Here is an 18,379-nt window from a genome sequence, read left to right as displayed (position 1 = left end):
CTAGCTTACTACCCAAACACAATTCCGCTGGCGCGAGCTCGCATCAACCCAGAGCTCACCCTCAACTCAGATCGGGGCGAGCGCCTGCGCCTTGTGCGCCGCCTCGACCACCGCCAGCGCCGTCATGTTGACAACGCCGCGCGAGGTCACCGAAGGCGTCAGGATGTGCGCGGGCTTGTCGGTGCCGAGCAGGATCGGCCCGACATGCAGCGCGTCCATCATGGCACGCAGCGCCGTCAGCGTGATGTTGGCCGAATCGAGGTTCGGGAACACCAGCAGATTGGCTTCCCCTTTCAGCCGCGAATGCGGGTAGACGCGCTGGCGCAGATGCTCGGAAAGAGCCGAGTCGGCATGCATCTCGCCATCGCACTGCAGCTCCGGCGCGATGCGGGCGAGGATGGCGGCGGCCTCGCGCATCTTGAGCGCGCCGGGCGAATCGCGCGAGCCGAAATCCGAATGCGACAGCAGCGCAGCCTTCGGCTCGATGCCGAAGCGCTGGATTTCTTCCGCCGCCAGCACCGTCATCTCGGCGATCTCCTCCGCCGTCGGATCGACGGAGACATGGGTGTCGGTGAGAAAGATGATGCCGCGCTGCGAGATCAGCATCGACAGCGTCGAGAGATCGCGGTCCTTGATGCCGGGACGCGGCCCGATGATCAGCGTGACATTGCGCAGATGGCGCTCGAAGCGGCCTTCGAGCCCGCAAATCATCGCATCCGCATCGCCGCGCTTCAACGCAAGCGCGGCGATCACCGTGTTGTTGGTGCGCACCATGGTGCGGGCGGCTTCCGTCGTTATACCGCGGCGGCCGGCGAGCTCGATCAGGAGATCGACATAGTGCCGGTAGCGCGGATCGTCCTCCGGGTTGATCAGGCCGAAATCGACGCCCGGCCGGATGCGCAGGCCGTAACGCTTCAGCCTGACTTCCACGACATGCGGACGGCCGATCAGGATCGGCTCGGCGATGCCTTCCTCCAGGACCACCTGTGCCGCCCGTAGCACGCGCTCGTCCTCGCCGTCGGCGTAGATGACGCGCTTGGCGCTGGCGGCCTTGGCCGAGGAGAACACCGGTTTCATCACCAGGCCGGAGCGGAAGACGAAGCGGTTGAGCTTGTCGACATAGGCCGCGAAATCGGAGATCGGCCGCGTCGCCACGCCGGTGTCGCAGGCGGCTCTCGCCACCGCCGGCGCGATGCGCAGGATGAGCCGCGGATCGAAGGGCGAGGGGATCAGGAAGTCCGGCCCGAAGACCGGCGTCTCGCCGGAATAGGCGCGGGCGGCGACGTCCGAGGGCTCCTCGCGGGCCAGGGCCGCGATCGCTCTGACCGCGGCCATCTTCATCTCCTCGTTGATGGCGCTCGCCCCGCAATCCAGCGCGCCGCGGAAGATGTAAGGAAAGCAGAGCACGTTATTGACTTGATTGGGAAAATCGGAGCGCCCGGTGCAGATCATGGCGTCGGGCCGTGCCGCGCGCGCCACCTCAGGCATGATCTCCGGCGTCGGGTTGGCGAGCGCCAGGATCAGCGGCTTCGGCGCCATGTGCTGCAGGAGTTCTGGCTTCAGCACGCCGGCGGCGGAGAGGCCGAGAAAGACGTCGGCGCCAGGGATGACATCGGTCAGCGTGCGCGCCTGGGTGTCCTTCACATAAGGGTCTTTCCAGCGGTCCATCTCCTCGACTCGGCCTTTGTAGGCGACGCCGAAACGATCGGTGACCCAGATGTTTTCGACATTGGCCCCGAGCGAGACCAAAAGGTTGAGGCAGGCGAGCGCCGCAGCGCCCGCGCCGGACGTGACGATCTTGATGTCGGAGATCGATTTGCCGGCGAATTCCAGCCCGTTGAGCACCGCGGCGGCGACGATGATTGCCGTGCCATGCTGGTCGTCATGGAAAACCGGAATGCCCATGCGGGCCTTCAGCCGCTCCTCGACCTCGAAGCATTCAGGCGCCTTGATGTCCTCGAGATTGATGCCGCCGAAGGTCGGCTCGAGCGCGGCCACCGTCTCGACCATGCGCTCGATCTCGGGAGCATCGATCTCGATGTCGAACACGTCGATGCCGGCGAATTTCTTGAACAGCACCGCCTTGCCTTCCATCACCGGCTTGGAGGCGAGCGGGCCGATATTGCCCAGCCCAAGCACCGCCGAGCCGTTGGAGACAACGCCGACGAGGTTGGCACGCGCCGTGTAGTCGGCGGCGACCGCCGGATCGTCCCGGATCTCGAGACAAGGAGCGGCAACGCCCGGCGAATAGGCAAGCGCGAGGTCGCGCTGGTTGCCCAGCGGCTTGGTCGCCTGGATCTCGAGCTTTCCCGGGGTGGGGTGCTTGTGAAAGAAGAGCGCGGCCTCATCGAGGTCCGATCGGGCCGTTTTCTTGCTCTCGCCGTCCATTCGCGGCCCTCCTGCGCTTCTTGCTTTCGAGCCTTTTAGCATGCAGCGGCGATTCTTCGCGACGCCAAATGTCGGCCCTGGCATTCACGATGCCGAGGCGAAGATAATCAATGCATTTCAGCCTGTTGGCTCGGAAACTTGCGGCTGATTGACGAAGCTCGTCAGAACGCGCTCACGTAGAGGCCACCGTCGACCGGGATGTTCTGTCCAGTGAGATAGCCGGCATGAACCGAGCACAGGAAGGCGCAGATCTGGCCGAACTCTTCCGGCGTGCCGAGGCGCTTTGCCGGTACGTCGGCGCTGATGCGGGCCTTGCGCGCGGCGGCCGCTGCCGGGTCTTCCGGCGTGCCGGCTTCATGCGGGCCACGCAACCGGTCGGTGTCGAGCTTGCCGGGCAACAGGCTGTTGATGGTGACGTTTCGGTCGATGACCGTGCGGGCCACGCCGGCAAGGAACGAGGTCAGGCCGGCGCGGGCGCCCGACGACAGGTCGAGGCCCGGGATCGGCACATAGACCGACAGCGAGGTGATGTTGACGATGCGGCCGAAGCCGCGCTTGGCCATGCCGTCGATGACCGCCTGGATCAGCTCGATCGGCGTCACCATGTTCTGCGTCACGCCTTCGAGGATTTTCGCGCGGTCGAGCTCGCGGAAATCGCGAAGCGGCGGGCCGCCATTGTTGTTGACCAGGATGTCGGGGGCGGGGCAGGCGGCAAGCAATGCCTTCTGCACTTCCGGCTTCGAGACGTCGCCGGCGATCTCGATCACCTCGACACCGAATTTTTCGCGGATTTCCTGCGCCGTCTTCGCCAACAGCTCGGCGTTGCGGCCGTTGACAACAAGGTCGACGCCGGCTTCGGCCAGCGCAATCGCGCATCCGCGCCCCAGTCCCTTGCTCGAGGCGCAAACGATGGCCTTCTTGCCGCGAATGCCGAGATCCATGGTGATTTCTCCTTTTTCGAGGGCGGCAAGGTAGCGCCTGGGCTGGACCAACCGCAACCGTCATACGGTTGTTGCATGAATCGAGGCATAGCACGCCAAAGAAAGGTGGAAATCGCGATGTCCGGTCCAGAGCCCCGCACTTTTCGCACCATGTTCATTTCCGACGTGCATCTCGGCTCGAAAGCGGCCAAGGCCGATTTCCTGATCGATTTCCTGCGCCACCATGACGCCGATACCATCTACCTGGTCGGCGACATCGTCGACGGCTGGCGCCTGCGGCGCAGCTGGCATTGGCCGCAGAGCCATAACGACGTGGTGCAGAAGTTGCTGCGCAAGGCGCGCAAGGGCGCCTCGATCACCTACATCGCCGGCAACCACGACGAATTCGCCCGCCAGTTCCAGGGGGTGCATTTCGGCGGCATCGTCGTTGCCGACCGCGCCATTCATGAGACCGCCGACGGCAGGCGGCTTCTCGTCATCCATGGCGACCAGTTCGACACTGTGGTGCACAATCAGCGCTGGCTCGCTTACCTCGGCGACTACGCCTATGACACGGCAATGCTGGTCAATCGCCTCGTGACGAGACTGCGCCACCTGCTCGGCCTGCCTTACTGGTCGTTCTCTTCCTGGGCGAAGGTCAAGGTGAAGAAGGCGGTGAACTTCATCGGATCGTTCCAGACGGTGCTCTCCGAGGAAGCTCGGCGCTCGCATGTCGACGGCGTGATCTGCGGCCACATCCATCACGCCGCGATCGAAAGCTATGGCGACGTGCAATACATCAACACCGGCGACTGGGTGGAAAGCTGCACCGCGGTGGTCGAGCATTTCGACGGCCGCATGGAGATCCTGACCTGGGCGCATGTGCTGCCCGAAGTTCCGGCCGGCAAGGACGCGCCGGTGCGCGTCGATCTCATCGATCTCAAGGGCAGGGCGGTCAAGGCTGCCTGAGCGCCTTTCCGGCTCCGAGGTTCCTTGTCTTTCAACAGCTTTGGCCAGATCGACTAGTCCAGGCGGTTCCGTCGCGCCTTGCCGCGTGATAGGGATCGAAACGCGTTGCGGGTCGTGGAATGCAGCGTAATTGGATCGATTCATGCCGCTGCCGCCGCTTTCGCCTGAGCAACTCGTCAAGCCCGCCCATTTCGAACTGCGCATGAGCCTGATCTTCGCGACATTGTTCGTGTCGCAGGGGACGCATCTGCCCTATTTTCCGCTCTGGCTGGAGGTGAAAGGCTTCCACGCCGAACAGATCGCAGTCATCCTGGCCGCGCCGATGTTCCTGCGCGTCGTGACGACGCCGATGCTCACCGCGTTTGCCGACCGGGCGAAGGACCGCGCCAATGTCTATATCGCGCTGGTCGCGGCGACGATGATCATTTCGGCCGGCTATTTCCTGCCGGCCACCTATGCGGGCGTGCTGGCCATCTCGCTGTTGCTTTCGATCCCTTGGACGCCGCATTCGCCGATGGCCGATTCGCTGGCTCTGTCGGGCGTCCGCCGCTTCGGCTCCAACTACACCGCCATGCGCAAATGGGGTTCGATCTCCTATTTCTGCGCCAATATAGTCGGCGGCTTCATCCTGGCGGCCACCGGCCCGCAAGCAGTTCCGGCGATCATCTTTGTGGCCCTTGCCGCAGCGCTTGCCGCGGGTTTGTGGGCGCCGCGGATGGGCAAGCCTCGCAAGGCGTCGCCATTATCGGCGACCGACATTCAGCATTCGGCGCCAAGCCTCTTCAACGCCTATTTCCTCTATTTCACGCTGGGTGTCGGCATCATCACCGCCAGCCACGCCTTTCTTTACGGCTTCGTGTCGATCTACTGGAAGTCGATCGGCATCAGCGATTCCGTCGTGGGCCTGCTGTGGGCCTGGGGCGTGGTTGCCGAGGTCTGCATGTTCTTGTTCTTCAACCGCATTTTCGCCTCCGTTTCCGTCGTCAGGGTGATGGTGATCGCCGGCATCGGCTCGATCCTGCGATGGGTCGCCTTTCCGCTGGTCTGGCCGCTGGGCCTCGGGGTCGTCGGCTTCTTCGGCGTCCAGACGCTGCATGCGGTTTCGGTGGCGATGGTGCTGATCGGCCTGCAGAAGATGATCGGCGAAACGGTTTCCGAAGAGCGCACGGGCGCCGCGCAAGGCATCGCCTATTTCTTCAACGGCTTCTTCATGGCCGCGGTCACGCTGGTCTCCGGCCCGCTCTACGATCATCTTGGCGTCGACGGGTTCCTGGCGATGATCCCGATCGCGATCATCGGCCTCGCGCTGATTGGGCTTGCCGCGCGGTCAGCCCCACAGCGCCGGCTGAGGCGGTGAGACCAGCGAGCCCTGGTAGACCAGACCCGGTTCGCGGTCGTGCGCCAAGAGCAGCGGCCCGTCGAGGTCGACGAAATCGGCGCCTTGAGCCAAGAGCACTGCCGGCGCCATGGCGAGCGACGTGCCGACCATGCAGCCGACCATGATGCCGAAACCCAGCTCCCGGGCACGATCGCGAAGGATCAGCGCTTCGGTCAGTCCGCCAGTTTTGTCGAGCTTGATGTTGACGACGTCATAGAGGCCGACCAGCGCTTCGAGGTTCTTCGCCTCGTGCACGCTTTCGTCGGCGCAGATCGGCACGGGATGCGCGATTTCGCGCAAGATGCCATCACGGCCGGCCGGCAGCGGCTGCTCGATCAGCACTATGCCGTGCTCGGCTGCGAATGCGAGATTCTCGACGATGTTGTTATCGGTCCAGCCCTCGTTAGCGTCGAGTATGATGCGGCTTTGCGGGGCGGCTTGCGTCACGGCGCGAATCCTTGCCGCGTCGTTGTCGCCGCCGATCTTGACCTTGAGCAGTGGCCGCGAGGCAGCGGCGCGGGCCTGCGCCGCCATCGCCTCAGGTTCGGCGAGCGACAGCGTGTAGGCGGTTTCAAGCGCCTTAGGCGAAACGACCCCGATCGCGTCCGCCACCGGCCTGGCGCCCAGCTTGGCTTCGAGATCCCACAAGGCGCAGTCGATGGCATTGCGGGCCGCTCCGGCCGGCATGGCCGCGAGCAAGGCGGTGCGGCCGATGCCGTCGATGATCTGGCCGCGCATCGCCTCGATAGCGGCGCGCACGCCTTCCATCGTCTCGCCGTAGCGCCTGTAGGGCACGCATTCGCCGCGCCCGACATGTCCGTTGTCGGCGATCGTCACGGTGATGACTTCGGCCTCGGTTTTCGAGCCGCGCGAGATGGTGAAGGTGCCCGCGATGGGGAATCGCTCCGCCTCGACCGAAATGACACGCGCCATATTTTTCTTCTCCGGCTGTGCGACCCGGTCTCCCGGCAAATCGACACGCCAGTCCCGTCACGCTAAACAGGACGCCATGTTGACCATCCGCAAACGCGACGCAAGCCGCACGCCCGCCGGTGATGCCAATCACCAGCCGCGCATTGCCGTCGGCGAGGAAGGCGACGTGCTCGGCTGCGCTTTTTCGGGTGTCTGGACGACGCGGACCGTGGCATCGGTCGATGCCGAGATGCGCAAGATCGAAAACCGCAACAGCGCCAAGAGGCTGATACTCGACCTTTCCCAGATCGAGAAGATGGACACGGCCGGCGCCTGGCTGATCGATCGGCTGGCGAGCGCTTTCGAGAAGAAAGGCGTCGAAGTCCATGTGCAGGGGCAGAGCGAGATCGCCTCAATCCTGCTCGGCGCGGTGGGCGATGCGGTGCGTCGCGAACCCGAATCGGGGCCGGCCGGACCGCCCAACATCATCCTGCGCGCGCTGGAGCTGGTCGGCCGCCGCGTCTACGAGATGCGCGACGATTTTCTGGCCTCGATGAACATCCTCGGCGCCACCATCCGCGGCGCGCAGATGAAGCTCGGCCGCGGCCATGCCGTCAATCCGGCAGCAATCTTCAACCAGATCGACCGCATGGGCGTCGGTGCCATTCCGGTGGTGGTGCTGATGTCGGCCATCGTCGGCGCCATCGTCGCCCAGCAAGGCGCTTATCAGCTCAGCTATTTCGGTGCCGACATTTTCGTCGTCGACCTCGTCGGCGTGCTGATCCTGCGCGAACTTGGCGTGCTGATGACCGCGATCATGCTGGCCGGCCGCTCGGGCAGCGCCATCACCGCCGAGATCGGCTCGATGAAGATGCGCGAGGAGGTCGACGCGCTGAAGGTGATCGGGTTGAACCCGATCGGCGTGCTGGTGTTTCCGCGGCTCGTCGCCTTGGTGATTGCGCTGCCGTGCTTGACGATCATCGCGAATTTCGCCGCGCTCGGCGGCGGCATCATCGCCGCCTGGCTCTATTCCGACATTCCACCGGCGGCATTTATCGACCGGCTGCGGGTCGCCATCGACCTCAGCACTATTTTTGCCGGGCTGATCAAGGCGCCGTTCATGGCCATGATCATCGGCACCATCGCTTCGGTCGAGGGCATGAAGGTCGGCGGCAGCGCCGAGTCGCTCGGCCAGCACGTGACCGCCTCGGTGGTGAAGTCGATCTTCGTCGTCATCATCCTCGACGGGCTTTTCGCCATGTTCTACGCATCGATTGGGTTTTGAGATGGCGGTTGCAAGCGGCAACGGGGTCAACACGGCGCAGAACGCGGACGAGAGCGAGATCGTGCTTTCGGTCCGTGACGTCACCGTTGCCATCGAAGACAAGCTGATCCTCGACAAGCTTTCGCTCGACATCGAGCGCGGCGAGATCCTGGGGTTCGTCGGCGCCTCGGGCGCCGGCAAGTCGGTGTTGCTGCGCACCATCCTCGGGCTTATGCCGAAGCAATCGGGAACCATCAGGCTGTTCGGCGTCGACGTCGACAAGGCAAGCGAGATCGAGCGCCTGCGCATCGACATGCGGCTCGGCGTCCTGTTCCAGCACGGCGCGCTGTTTTCGGCGCTGACGGTGCTGGAAAACGTGCAGGTGCCGATGCGCGAGTATCTCGACCTGCCGAAGAAGCTGATGGACGAGCTCGCCATGCTCAAGGTCGAGCTGGTCGGGCTGCCGCCGGACGCAGCGCAGAAATTCCCTTCCGAGCTGTCGGGCGGCATGATCAAGCGCGCGGCGTTGGCTCGCGCGCTGGCGCTCGATCCGGACATCGTCTTCCTCGACGAGCCGACCTCGGGCCTCGATCCGATCAGCGCGGCCGAATTCGACGAATTGGTCGTCAAGTTGCGCGATACGATGGATTTGACGGTCTACATGGTCACGCACGACCTCGACACGCTGTTCACCGCCTGCGACCACGTGGCGGTGCTCGGCAAGAAGAGGGTGCTGGTCGAAGGCACGATCGACGACATGCTGAAAAGCGAGGAGCCGTGGGTAAAATCCTATTTCCGCGGAAAACGCGCCCGGCAACTTGATCTTGCGGCTCGCGCATAGCCATAAGTGGGGCAATGGAAACCAGAGCCAACTACGTCATTGTCGGCATTTTCACGCTGGCCGCTATCCTCGCGGCGTTCGCCTTCGTCTACTGGACGGCCGCGATCGGCGAGCGTGGCGAGACGACGCTGCTGCGGGTGCGCATCCCGGGCTCGGCTTCGGGCCTTGGCCGCGGCAGCTTCGTGCTGTTCAACGGCGTCAAGGTGGGCGACGTTAAACGGGTCTATATCGATGTCGACAACCCGACCGTCGCCATCGCCGATACCGAGATCGACCGCATGACGCCGATCACGAAGTCGACGCAGGCCGATATCGGGCTCGCCGGCCTCACCGGCCAGGCCAATATCGAGCTGAAAGGCGCCGATCCCAAGGAAGTGAAGCTGCTCGACCAGGCCGAGAAAGAAGGCAGGGTTCCGGAGATCGTCGCCAATCCGTCGGCCGTGACCAACCTGCTGCAGACGGCGCAGAACATCTTCACTCGTGCCGACAAGGTGCTCACCGAGCTGGAAGGCTTCACCAAGGATGTTCGCGGACCGCTGACGCAGACCGTCAAGAACGTCGAGACCTTCTCCAACGCGCTGGCCAAGAATTCGGACGGTATCGATAAATTCCTGTCCGCCGTGAGCTCGCTTTCGGAGCAATTGCAAAATGTGTCGGGCCGACTCGACAGCACGCTGAAGGCGGCCGAGGGCCTGCTCAATTCGGTCGACAAGGACCGGATCAAGAGCATCGTCGCCAATGTCGACACGGTCACCGCGAACCTCAAGGAAACCAGCGGGCAGTTGGACGACGTGCTGAAAAACGTCGATGCCGCGGTGGGGTCGGTCAACGACTTCGCCAAGCAGACGCAAGGGACGCTCGCCAAGGTCAACGGCGTTCTCGATGGGATAGATCCGGCGGATGTCCGTACGGCGCTCGCCAATATCCAGAAGGCAAGCGACAGCGCCAACAAGGCGGCCGCCGACATCGCCAAGGTCACCGACAAGATCGCCAACCGCTCCGACGACATCAACGATACGATCAAGAATGCCCGCCAGCTTGCGCAGCGCCTCAACGACGCGTCCGTGCGCGTCGACGGAATTCTCGAGAAGGTCGACAAGCTTCTCGGGTCCGGTGAAGCCAATGGCGTGATGGCCGATGCTCGGGCGACGCTGAAATCCTTCAAGCAGGTTGCCGATACGCTGAACTCTCGGCTGGGCACTATCGTCGACAATCTGTCGCGCTTCTCCGGCCAGGGGCTGCAGGATGTCGAGGCGCTGGTCCAGGCCAGCCGGCGCTCGATCAGCCGAATCGAGGAAGCGGTGACAGATCTCAGCCGAAACCCGCAGCGCATACTGACGGGCGGCGAGGGGGAGGTCCGTCAGTTTGACGGCAGGGCACGGCGTTGACTTCCGCTGCTGCGAACGCCAAGAACATGGATTGCAGCTGCAAGTTGATCGTCAGATCCGGGGACAGTGGGGATCGCGCGTGAAGTCAGTGAGAGGGTTGAAGTCCGTTGCTGCCGCGACGCTCGTGTTCACGCTTGCAGGCTGCGCGGTACTGGGGGGCAGGCCGGCGCCGCTCGACACGTTCGAGCTTTCCGCGCCTTCGCTCGACATGCGAGGCCACAGCCGCCGCCAGATCCTGATCGCCCAACCCTCGGCGCTGAAGGCGCTGGACAGCCAGAACATCGTGATCAGGCCGTCCGACCAGTCGATCCAGTTCCTCAAGGGCGCGCAATGGGCGGACCGCCTGCCGCTGATCGTGCAGGCAAGGCTCGCCGAGACTTTTCAGCGCTCCGGCAGCTTTGCCGGTGTCGGCAAGCCGGGCGAGGGTCTGGCGATCGACTACCAGATCATCGTCGAGGTGCGGTCCTTCGAAGTCCGGGTCAATGGGGGCGAACATGCCGATGTGGACCTGTTCGTGCGCATCCTCAACGATCGCAATGGCGAGGTGCGCGCCTCGAAGGACTTCACGGCCGGCGCACCGGTCTCGGGCGGCGGAAACGCCGCTTATGTCGGTGCCCTGGACAACGCGTTCGGCCAAGCGGCGAAGGACATCGTGCGCTGGACCGATTCGGTGATCTGAACGAATGCGCGTGCCTGTGCGGTGCCGCGCAAGCTACAAACACTCGAAGACGTCTGCCTGCAATTTTTCGGATTTCAACAGATGTTGCAGGGTGTAGGTCAGCGATAGCGCATCGTCGAGCGCGTCGTGTGCCCGCAACGGAGCGTGGTCGACGCCATAGTAGTCCGCCAGCTTGTTGCTGGGTGTCCTCGCCAAATCTTCGATCGGCATCCCTGCCGCTAGCAGCAGCTTGACTGCATTGTCGAACCGGTTGGCTGGTATGGAAACGGGAATGCCGGCGATATAACAACTGATCGCGACCATGTTCAGCTCGTCCTCGCCCCAGGACCAAAAGCGCGCACCGTCGGAGAACCGGTCGATGTCGGCAAGAGCTTCTGCCAATCCGACTCCCTCGGTCTCCAGGGTTTCTTCAGTGATGCCGGTGAGCTGGGTGAAAAACGGATCGAGCGCGTCTCCCCGGCCGAATCGGTCAATCGGTTGCACATAGGCGCGGTGCGTGCCTAATAGGGGAAACTCCCCCTCAAGTCCGAGCTTTACTGCGCCGACCTGGGCTATGACCGGATCGGGATCATGAGCCGCGCACCAAAATCTGCGTTGCGAGCCTTCGAGGCAAAGAAATTCGCAGTCGAAGATTATCGCTGTCTTCAAGGCCTTCCCGCCAATTCGAAGATGGGACCTGCGTCAAACTAAAAGTAGATTCTAAAATGAAGAAGCGGAGCAATGGCCCCGCTTCAGTGTCTGACAGGTGCCCCGCTCAGTGCAGGCGGCCGCTGGCGTGGGCCAGCATCGTGTAGACCTTGCCGGTGTCCGACGTGAGATAGGTTTGCGCCATGATGTTGTCGCGGTCGTTGCGCGATACGTCCTTGAGCAGCTTCTCGAAATCGTCGCAGTAGCGGTCGACGGCGGCGCGGAACTCGGCCTCGGCCTGATACTTGCGGCGGATCTCGTCGAAGGTCTGCTGGCCCTTCAGCGTGTAGAGCCGGCGCGTGAACACGTCGCGCTCGCCGCGGCGGTAGCGGTTCCACAGCTCGATCGAGGCGTCATGGTCGATGGCGCGGGCGATGTCGACGGACAGCGAGTTCAGCGATTCCATGACATGCAGCGGCGAACGCTGGGCAGGGGTCGCGCGCGGTGCTTCGGCGGGCGTCGCCGGCTTCAGCTCTTCCTCGCGCGAGGCGTTGGTCAGGAGATCGCGCACCCAGCCGCCCTGCTGCGTGCGGCCGTTCGGATCGCGGCGCGGCGCTTCCGCCGGGCGCTCGAGATCGAGGGTGCCGCGCAGCGTCGTCTCGCCGAGCGGTGCCTGCGGCGCCGGGCGCTCCGGCTGAGGCTGCTGCGGCGCCGGCGGGCGGCGCAGCGGCTGCTCGGCGGGGCGAGCGGGCGACTGCGGCGCGGGGCGCAGGGCGCGCGGCTCGCCGGTCTCGCTGCTGCCGCTGCGGCCGGATTTCGCAACGATATCCGACAGTTCCTTGAGCGCGTTAATCTGCTCGGCGACGGCGCGGCGGATGGCCGAGGTCGATTCCTTCGCCTCCTCCGGCATCTCGATGACGCCTTTCTTGAGCTCGGCGCGGGTGAGGTCCAGCTCGCTCTTGATGGAGCCCGCAGTGCGCCGCATCTCCTCGGTCGCGTCGGCGAAGCGGCGCGTCGCCGAATCGACGACCTCGGCGATGGCGGTGCGAATCTTCTCCGCCGATTCCATCGTCCGGCCCTCGGCATTCTGCATCGTCTGGCCCACAAGAGTCTCGAAGGAGCGCATGACTTTCTCGAGGTCTTCCGACTTCTTGACCAGGCCGACGGCGAGGTCTTCCAGCGACGACTGCCGCTCCAGCGTGTGCTCGAGATTGCTCTGCGCGGAGCTCAGCAGGTCCGAGGCGCTGGACAGCAGGCGGCTGTGCTCGTCGAACTTGGTCGCGATCGAGGCGACCTCGCGCAACGTCGCCGACGACAGATCGGTGAGCCGCGTCGTGTTGGAATCAACGAGGCGCGCCGAGCTGGCAAAGGTCTGGGCCGCCTTCTCGGTGGTCGCCGCGAAGCTCTGCGTGCTGCCGCTCAGGCGCTCCTCGACCTGGCCGAGATTGACGGCCGCCTGGTCGATCAGCTGACTGAGCTGCGCGCTGGAGGTGGTCATGCGGCCGATAAGGTCGGCAACGCTGTCGGCCAGCGTCGAGCGGGCGCCCTCGACCGCCGAGAGCGTCTCCGCGGTACGGTTGGCGAGCGCATTGACGAGGGCCGCGTTTTCGCTGCGCAGCTTCTCGGTCGCCTGTTCGGTGACCTCTTCCATCCTCTTTTGCAGCTCGGAGCCGCCCTGGGCGAAGCGCTCGACCAGCGGACGCGCCGTCTCGTCGAGAATCTTCGACATTTCGGAGGAGCGCGCCGCAAGCATGGTGTTGAGCTCGCGGGTGTTGGCGCCGATGGTCTTTGCCGCCTCGTTGGTGCTCTGGCCGATATGCTGGCCGACCGCGGTGAAGGTTTCGGCAATGACGTTGGCGCGCGAGATGAGCTGCGCCTCGGCGCTGGAGACCTGCTCGTTGAGCTTCTGGCCCATCGTTTCGGCGCCATAGGCGAGCCGGTTCTCGACGCTCGCAACCTGCTCCTCGACACGGGCCGCGGCCGCAGCGGCGCTCGAGGCCAGGCGTTCGTCGGCACCGGCGAGCGCCTGCTCGATCTCGCGGGCGTGGACGGCGAGTTCCTGGCCGGTCTGGCGGGCACGGTCGGCGACGCGCTGCTCGGTGGCGGCGAATGCGCCGACAATGGTGTCGGCATGTTCGCCGATGGTCGAGGTGCTGCTGGCGATGCGCGACACCAAACGGTTGTCGGCGTCGTCGAAGATGCGGGCAATTTCAGACGCCCGCGACGACAGCGCCTCCGAACCTTCGGCAATGCGCGAGATCAGATGCTGGTCGGCGGCGTCGAAGATGCGGCCGAGATCCGAAGCGCGGGCGGCCAGCGCTTCGGCCGATTCGGTGATGCGCATGCTGAGGCGCTCGTCCGCGCCCTCGAAGTTGCGCAGGATGTCGCCGGCGCGGGCTGCGAGCGACTGCGCCGTTTCGACCGCGCGGGCGACCAGTTTCTGGTCGGCGGCGTCGAAGGTGCCGGCGATCTCGCCGGCGCGGGCGGCGAGCTTGTCGGCGGTTTCCTCGGCACGGGCCATGAGCGCGTTGGACGCATCATCGGCGCGGGCCATCAGCATGCTCGAGGTGTCCTGAGCGCGCTCGTGCAGGCGGCGGTCGGCCTGCTCGAAGGCGTTGGCAATCTCTTCGGCCCGGGCGAGCAGCGCAGCCGAAGTCTGTTCGGCGCGTTCGGCGATCTTGCGATCGGCGTCGCTGAAGGCGGCGCCCGCCTGCTCGTGCAGCGTGCTGGTGATTTCCATCACCTTGTCGCGCAGCGCGCCGGCAACGAAGACGGCGGTCTTTTCGAGGACGCCGCGGACATTGTCGACGCCGGCCGAAAGCGCACGCTCCATGGTGCCGGCGCGTTCTTCGATGATGCCGGTCTGGCGGCTGAAGGCCTGCTCGATCTTCTCGACATCGGCAGCGATCGCCGCCGAGATGTCGCTGCTCTTGGCCGCGATCTGGTCGATATGGCCGGACACCGAACGGTCGACGTCCTTGCGCGCTTCGGCGAGCTTGACGAGGTCATCTTCCAGCGCGCGGGCCAGCATGTCGCGGCCTTCGGACAGCTTGCCGATGTGACCGGCGATGACGCCGTCGATCTCCGAGCGGCTTTCCGCCAGCTTCTGCAGATCGGATTCAAGCGCCCGCTTGAGGATGTCGCGACCCTCGGCGAGCTTTTCCACCTGGCCGGAGACCAGCCCGTCGATGCCGGCGCGGCTCTCGGCGAGCTTGGCCAGGTCGGCCTCGAGGGCGCGCGTGAGGACATCGCGGCCTTCCGCGAGCTTGTCCACCTGGGCGGCGACGAGGCCGTCGATCGAGGCGCGGCTTTCGGCGAGCTTGGCGAGGTCCGCTTCGAGCGCACGCTTGAGGATATCGCGGCCTTCGGCCAGCTTCTCCACCTGGCCAGCGACCAGACCATCGATCGAGGACCGGCTTTCGGCCAGCTTGGCGAGATCGTCCTCCAAGGCCTTGGACAGGGTCGAGCGGTCCTGGACCAGCCTGTCGGCGTGGGTCTGCATGAGGCCGCTGGCATTGGCCATGTCGGCATCCAGGACGCGCGACAGCTCGGCGCGATGGTCGGCGATCTTCTGCGAATGATCGACGATGGCGCCCTGGATGGTGTTGAGGTCCGCTTCCAGAGCGCGTTTGAGGATATCGCGGCCCTCCGCAAGCTTCTCGACCTGGCCGGCCACCAAGCCATCGATGCTGGAACGGCTCTCGGCCAGCTTGGCCAGATCGTCCTCGAGCGACTTCGACAGCACGGCGCGGTCCTGGACGAGCCTGTTCTGGTGATCGGAGATCGCGCCGCCGACGGTCTGCAGGTCGGCCTCCAGGGCCTGCGACAGCTGAGCGCGTTCCTCCTGCACCTTCTCGGAGTGTCCCGCAATGGCACCCCTGATGGTGTTGATGTCGGCTTCCAGGGCACGCTTCAAGATATCGCGGCCTTCGGCGAGCTTCTCGACCTGGCCGGCAACCAAGCCGTCGATCGAGGCGCGGCTCTCGGCCAACTTGGCGAGATCGGATTCGAGCGTCTGGGACAGCAGGCTGCGGTCCTCGACAAGCCTGCCGGCGTGGCTGTCGATCAGGCTTCGGATTCCGCTCAGGTCGCCCTCCAGCGCGCGGCTGAGTTCACCCCTGTCCTCCGCGAGCTTGGCCGAATGGCTCTCGATCAGGTCCCTTATCCCGGCGATGTCGGTCTCCAGCGCCTTGGCGAGCACGGCGCGGCCCTCGGCGATCTTCTCGACCTGGCCGGCGACCAGGCCGTCGATCGAGGCGCGGCTGTCCGCCAGTTTGCCGAGATCGGCTTCCAGCGCGCGCGCCAGAATGTTGCGGCCCTCGGCCAGCTTGCCGACATGTCCAGCGACCATTTCGTCAATTATGGTGCGGGCTTGCACGAGTTTGCCGGAGTCTTCGTTCAGCGCCTGGGAGAGGCGGTTGCGACTCTCTTGAAGTTGCTCGAGATGAGCGCCGAGCGAGGCGTCGATGGCCGCGTGGGACTCGTTGACCTTGCGCAGGTCCTCTTCCAGCGCGCGAGAGATAAGGCTGCGGCCCTCGGCCAGCTTTTGGACCTGACTGGCCACGGCCTCATCGATGCCGGCGCGACTCTCGGCGAATTTCGCGAGGTCCTCCTGCATGGCGGCGGCCATACGGTTGCTGCTGTCGGAGAGCTTCCGGCTGTGGTCTTCGATGGCTTCGTCAATGCCGGCGCGAGCATCGGCGAGGCGCTGGATGTCGGAGTCGAAGGCGCGCGACACGACATGGCGGGCCGCCTCCATGCGTCCGGCGAAATCCGTGGCGCGAGCTTCGAGCATGGAAGAGGTCGACGAGATGATGTCGGCCATGTCGGCACCGATCTGGGTCTTGCCCTGATCGATCATCGACGACAGCTGGTCCTTGCTCTCGGCGAAGGTGTTGGCGATCTCGCGCGCACGTTCAACCAGAGTTTCGTTGATCTGGCGGGCACGCGCTTCGAGCGCGGCATTGAGCTTCTGGGTGCCGGTGTCGAGTGCTTCGGCGCGGGTCTGGAACTCGCTGATCAGCGCCTGGCCGCGCTCGGCCAGCGTCCGCTCGATGCCGCTGAGGCTTGCTTCGAATTCGGAGTTCAGCGTGCGGGCGGCGCCGCCGAGTAGCGAAACCATGCCGTTGGTGCGATCGTCAAGAAGATCGGTCAGCGAACGGGTAAGGCCGTCCGTGGTGTCGGTCAGCTTGGCGATGCGGGTGTCGAGCAGGCTGGCGAAGGCCTCGCCCGAGGTCGACAGGCGGTCGGTGATCGTGTCGAGCCGGGTTTCCACCGAGTCGAAGATCGACAGCGAGCTCTCGTTGATGCGATCGATCAGCGTGTCACCCGAATTGTTGATCGTCATCGACAGCTTGGTCGAGGCATTGAGGATCGAATCGCGGATGATATCGCTGGCGGCACCGATCTCGTCGCGCAGAGTCTCGTGCGCGCCGTGGATCGAAGCGCGCACGCGCTCGGCATGGCTAACGACAGCTTCGCGCTCGCTGCCCAGCCCGTCGACCAGCGAGCGGATACGCGCTTCGTTCTCGGAATAGGAGCGCTCGATCTGGTTGACTTCGCTGTGGACGAGGGTTTCGAGCTCGACGGCGCGGGCCAAAGTGCGCTCGATGCCTTCGCCCATGGCGGCGACCTCGCGGCGAACGGCCTGACCGATCATCATGACGCGGTCTTGGGCAAGGTTTTCCGGCTCGGCGAGGCGGAAGGCCACTTCGGTCATGGATTGCGCGGCGATGCGCATTTCCTGCGCGCGCCGGATCATGGCGGCGAAGGCCCAGAACAGGATGACCGGGATGATCGCCGCGACCGCCAGGCCGATCAGCTCGGGGCGGGCGAAGAACTGATCGAGAGTGCGGATCTGCCAAATGCTCGGCCCAAACAGCAGGTTGGCGAGGCCGCCGGCGCCCGCGATCCAGGCGAGTGAAATGAACGCGATCACCCAGTAGACGGTGCTCGAAGCGCGCCGGTTGAGGCCATGCAGAAGCGTCCGGTAATCCTTTTGGCGATCGTCATTGGCCGGCGTGAAACCGGCAGGAGCCGGCGCAAAACCGTTCGGTTGCGAGGCGCGCGATTCGACCGGGCGCAGTTCCACCGGCTTCGGCTGGGGCGCCGCCTTCGCGGCCTGAGGCTCATTTGCCGGCTCGATTCTATGGCTGCGGCCTTCGCGCGCCAGTTCATCCGCGGCCGCCGAAATCTGGGCCTCGAGATCTTCCATCGACGCCGCCATGTCGAGCCCGCCTTCGTCGCCGTTCAGGTCAAGGTCAAGCGCCTTTTCCAGTTCCGCGGCCACGTCGCTCTCGAGAGATTTGGTCGTCGTCGGTTTCTTAGCCATGCCTTCGCTACCCTGTACTAGCTGCCGCGGGACTTATGATTTTGGCCTGATTCTGGCTTGTCTGGTCCCAGACAGGAGGCTGAAAATGGACGTTCGTATCGTAATGACACACACGGGTAAAGAAAACATGCATTCCCGGCGATACGTAAAACTTTAAATATAAGGTTAACGAGAGCGTGATTTGGCTGCCTCCGTGACAACATTTTTCCCCGGCAATCGTTAACCCGTTGGCGACGGGAATCCGCCTATTTTCGGGCCGCCGGCCGGCCCTTTCTTGGAGCAGCAGTGCGTATGCGTGGCGAGATTGGTATTGCGTTTTCCATGCCCGGCGGCGACGTGTCGGGGACGGCAGGTTCGCGACCTGTGGATATGGCCCACCTTGCGCGGCAGACGATGGATGATCGCGCGCTCGAACAGGAGGTGCTGGCGCTGTTCGTGCAGCAGGCGCTTTCGGTGCGCGACAAGATCGTCGATGCGGATGTCAAGGAACGGGTGCTCCTTGCACACGGCCTGAAAGGCTCGGCCCGCGGCATCGGCGCCTTTGCCGTCGCCGAATGCGCTGCAGCCATCGAAAAGCAGCCTGAGGATGGTCACAGCCTGAGGAAGCTGGGCGTGCTGATCGATGAAGTGCGGGACTTCATCGCCGCCATCAGCCGGTAGTCCTCCAGGGAGCACATCCAGA

12 protein-coding genes are annotated in these 18,379 nt (G+C 64.6%); 7 read left to right on the top strand and 5 right to left on the bottom strand.

Annotated features, from left to right (window positions below; all coding sequences use genetic code 11):
* Positions 1-66: 66 nt before the first annotated feature.
* Positions 67-2,388 (bottom strand): NADP-dependent malic enzyme, encoded by a 2,322-nt coding sequence (locus tag CK218_RS12010; RefSeq protein ID WP_095827817.1) that lies wholly within the window; start codon positions 2,386-2,388, stop codon positions 67-69.
* Positions 2,389-2,549: 161 nt separating this feature from the next.
* On the bottom strand, positions 2,550-3,329 hold the full coding sequence (locus CK218_RS12005) for an SDR family oxidoreductase (protein WP_067328390.1): 780 nt from the start codon (positions 3,327-3,329) through the stop codon (positions 2,550-2,552).
* A 117-nt stretch (positions 3,330-3,446) separates the two neighbouring features.
* Between CK218_RS12005 and CK218_RS12000 the strand changes: the two genes are divergently transcribed.
* Together CK218_RS12000 and CK218_RS11995 are read left to right on the top strand one after the other, a co-directional pair.
* Entirely contained in the window at positions 3,447-4,277 is an 831-nt protein-coding gene (locus CK218_RS12000) for a UDP-2,3-diacylglucosamine diphosphatase (RefSeq protein WP_082980470.1), read from the top strand.
* A 142-nt stretch (positions 4,278-4,419) separates the two neighbouring features.
* The gene (locus CK218_RS11995) at positions 4,420-5,634 is read left to right on the top strand and encodes an MFS transporter (RefSeq protein ID WP_095780590.1); all 1,215 of its coding nucleotides are present in this window, start codon (positions 4,420-4,422) and stop codon (positions 5,632-5,634) included.
* Here the strand turns inward: CK218_RS11995 and dgcA are convergent.
* Complete coding sequence (gene dgcA / locus CK218_RS11990) at positions 5,605-6,588, bottom strand: N-acetyl-D-Glu racemase DgcA (protein WP_095780589.1); 984 nt, start codon at positions 6,586-6,588, stop codon at positions 5,605-5,607. The genes CK218_RS11995 and dgcA overlap by 30 nt on opposite strands.
* A 76-nt stretch (positions 6,589-6,664) precedes the next feature.
* On the opposite strand from dgcA, the gene CK218_RS11985 reads away from it, so the two are divergent.
* The 4 genes from CK218_RS11985 (at position 6,665) to CK218_RS11970 (ending at position 10,739) form a co-directional block, all read left to right on the top strand.
* Complete coding sequence (locus CK218_RS11985; protein ID WP_095780588.1) at positions 6,665-7,852, top strand: ABC transporter permease; 1,188 nt, start codon at positions 6,665-6,667, stop codon at positions 7,850-7,852.
* A 1-nt stretch (position 7,853) separates the two neighbouring features.
* Entirely contained in the window at positions 7,854-8,672 is an 819-nt protein-coding gene (locus CK218_RS11980) for an ABC transporter ATP-binding protein (RefSeq protein ID WP_067328403.1), read from the top strand.
* 14 nt (positions 8,673-8,686) lie between these two features.
* On the top strand, positions 8,687-10,060 hold the full coding sequence (locus CK218_RS11975) for an MlaD family protein (protein ID WP_095827816.1): 1,374 nt from the start codon (positions 8,687-8,689) through the stop codon (positions 10,058-10,060).
* Positions 10,061-10,139: 79 nt separating this feature from the next.
* Positions 10,140-10,739 (top strand): ABC-type transport auxiliary lipoprotein family protein, encoded by a 600-nt coding sequence (locus CK218_RS11970; RefSeq protein ID WP_245434994.1) that lies wholly within the window; start codon positions 10,140-10,142, stop codon positions 10,737-10,739.
* Between the two features lie 33 nt (positions 10,740-10,772).
* Here CK218_RS11970 and CK218_RS11965 read toward each other — a convergent pair whose 3' ends face one another.
* Both CK218_RS11965 and CK218_RS11960 read right to left on the bottom strand, forming a co-directional pair.
* Complete coding sequence (locus CK218_RS11965; RefSeq protein ID WP_095827814.1) at positions 10,773-11,387, bottom strand: 3'-5' exonuclease; 615 nt, start codon at positions 11,385-11,387, stop codon at positions 10,773-10,775.
* Between the two features lie 106 nt (positions 11,388-11,493).
* A complete protein-coding gene (locus CK218_RS11960; RefSeq protein ID WP_095827813.1) occupies positions 11,494-17,697 on the bottom strand; it encodes a kinesin in 6,204 nt (2,067 codons plus the stop codon).
* A 291-nt stretch (positions 17,698-17,988) separates the two neighbouring features.
* On the opposite strand from CK218_RS11960, the gene CK218_RS11955 reads away from it, so the two are divergent.
* Entirely contained in the window at positions 17,989-18,357 is a 369-nt protein-coding gene (locus CK218_RS11955) for an Hpt domain-containing protein (RefSeq protein WP_095827812.1), read from the top strand.
* Positions 18,358-18,379 lie beyond the last annotated feature (22 nt).

Origin of the sequence: Mesorhizobium sp. WSM3879, assembly GCF_002294915.1 — a bacterium.
GTDB lineage: Bacteria > Pseudomonadota > Alphaproteobacteria > Rhizobiales > Rhizobiaceae > Mesorhizobium.
The sequence above is the reverse complement of the archived record's forward strand: the minus strand, read 5'-3'. Positions and strand labels throughout refer to the sequence as shown.

Bases quoted from the DNA above. Each gene is read 5' to 3' on its own strand.
- CK218_RS12010 (WP_095827817.1), bottom strand. From the start codon at position 2,388: ATGGACGGCGAGAGCAAGAAAACGGCCCGATCGGACCTCGATGAGGCC.
- CK218_RS12005 (WP_067328390.1), bottom strand. From the start codon at position 3,329: ATGGATCTCGGCATTCGCGGCAAGAAGGCCATCGTTTGCGCCTCGAGC.
- CK218_RS12000 (WP_082980470.1), top strand. From the start codon at position 3,447: ATGTCCGGTCCAGAGCCCCGCACTTTTCGCACCATGTTCATTTCCGAC.
- CK218_RS11995 (WP_095780590.1), top strand. From the start codon at position 4,420: ATGCCGCTGCCGCCGCTTTCGCCTGAGCAACTCGTCAAGCCCGCCCAT.
- dgcA (WP_095780589.1), bottom strand. From the start codon at position 6,588: ATGGCGCGTGTCATTTCGGTCGAGGCGGAGCGATTCCCCATCGCGGGC.
- CK218_RS11985 (WP_095780588.1), top strand. From the start codon at position 6,665: ATGTTGACCATCCGCAAACGCGACGCAAGCCGCACGCCCGCCGGTGAT.
- CK218_RS11980 (WP_067328403.1), top strand. From the start codon at position 7,854: ATGGCGGTTGCAAGCGGCAACGGGGTCAACACGGCGCAGAACGCGGAC.
- CK218_RS11975 (WP_095827816.1), top strand. From the start codon at position 8,687: ATGGAAACCAGAGCCAACTACGTCATTGTCGGCATTTTCACGCTGGCC.
- CK218_RS11960 (WP_095827813.1), bottom strand. From the start codon at position 17,697: ATGGCTAAGAAACCGACGACGACCAAATCTCTCGAGAGCGACGTGGCC.
- CK218_RS11955 (WP_095827812.1), top strand. From the start codon at position 17,989: ATGCGTGGCGAGATTGGTATTGCGTTTTCCATGCCCGGCGGCGACGTG.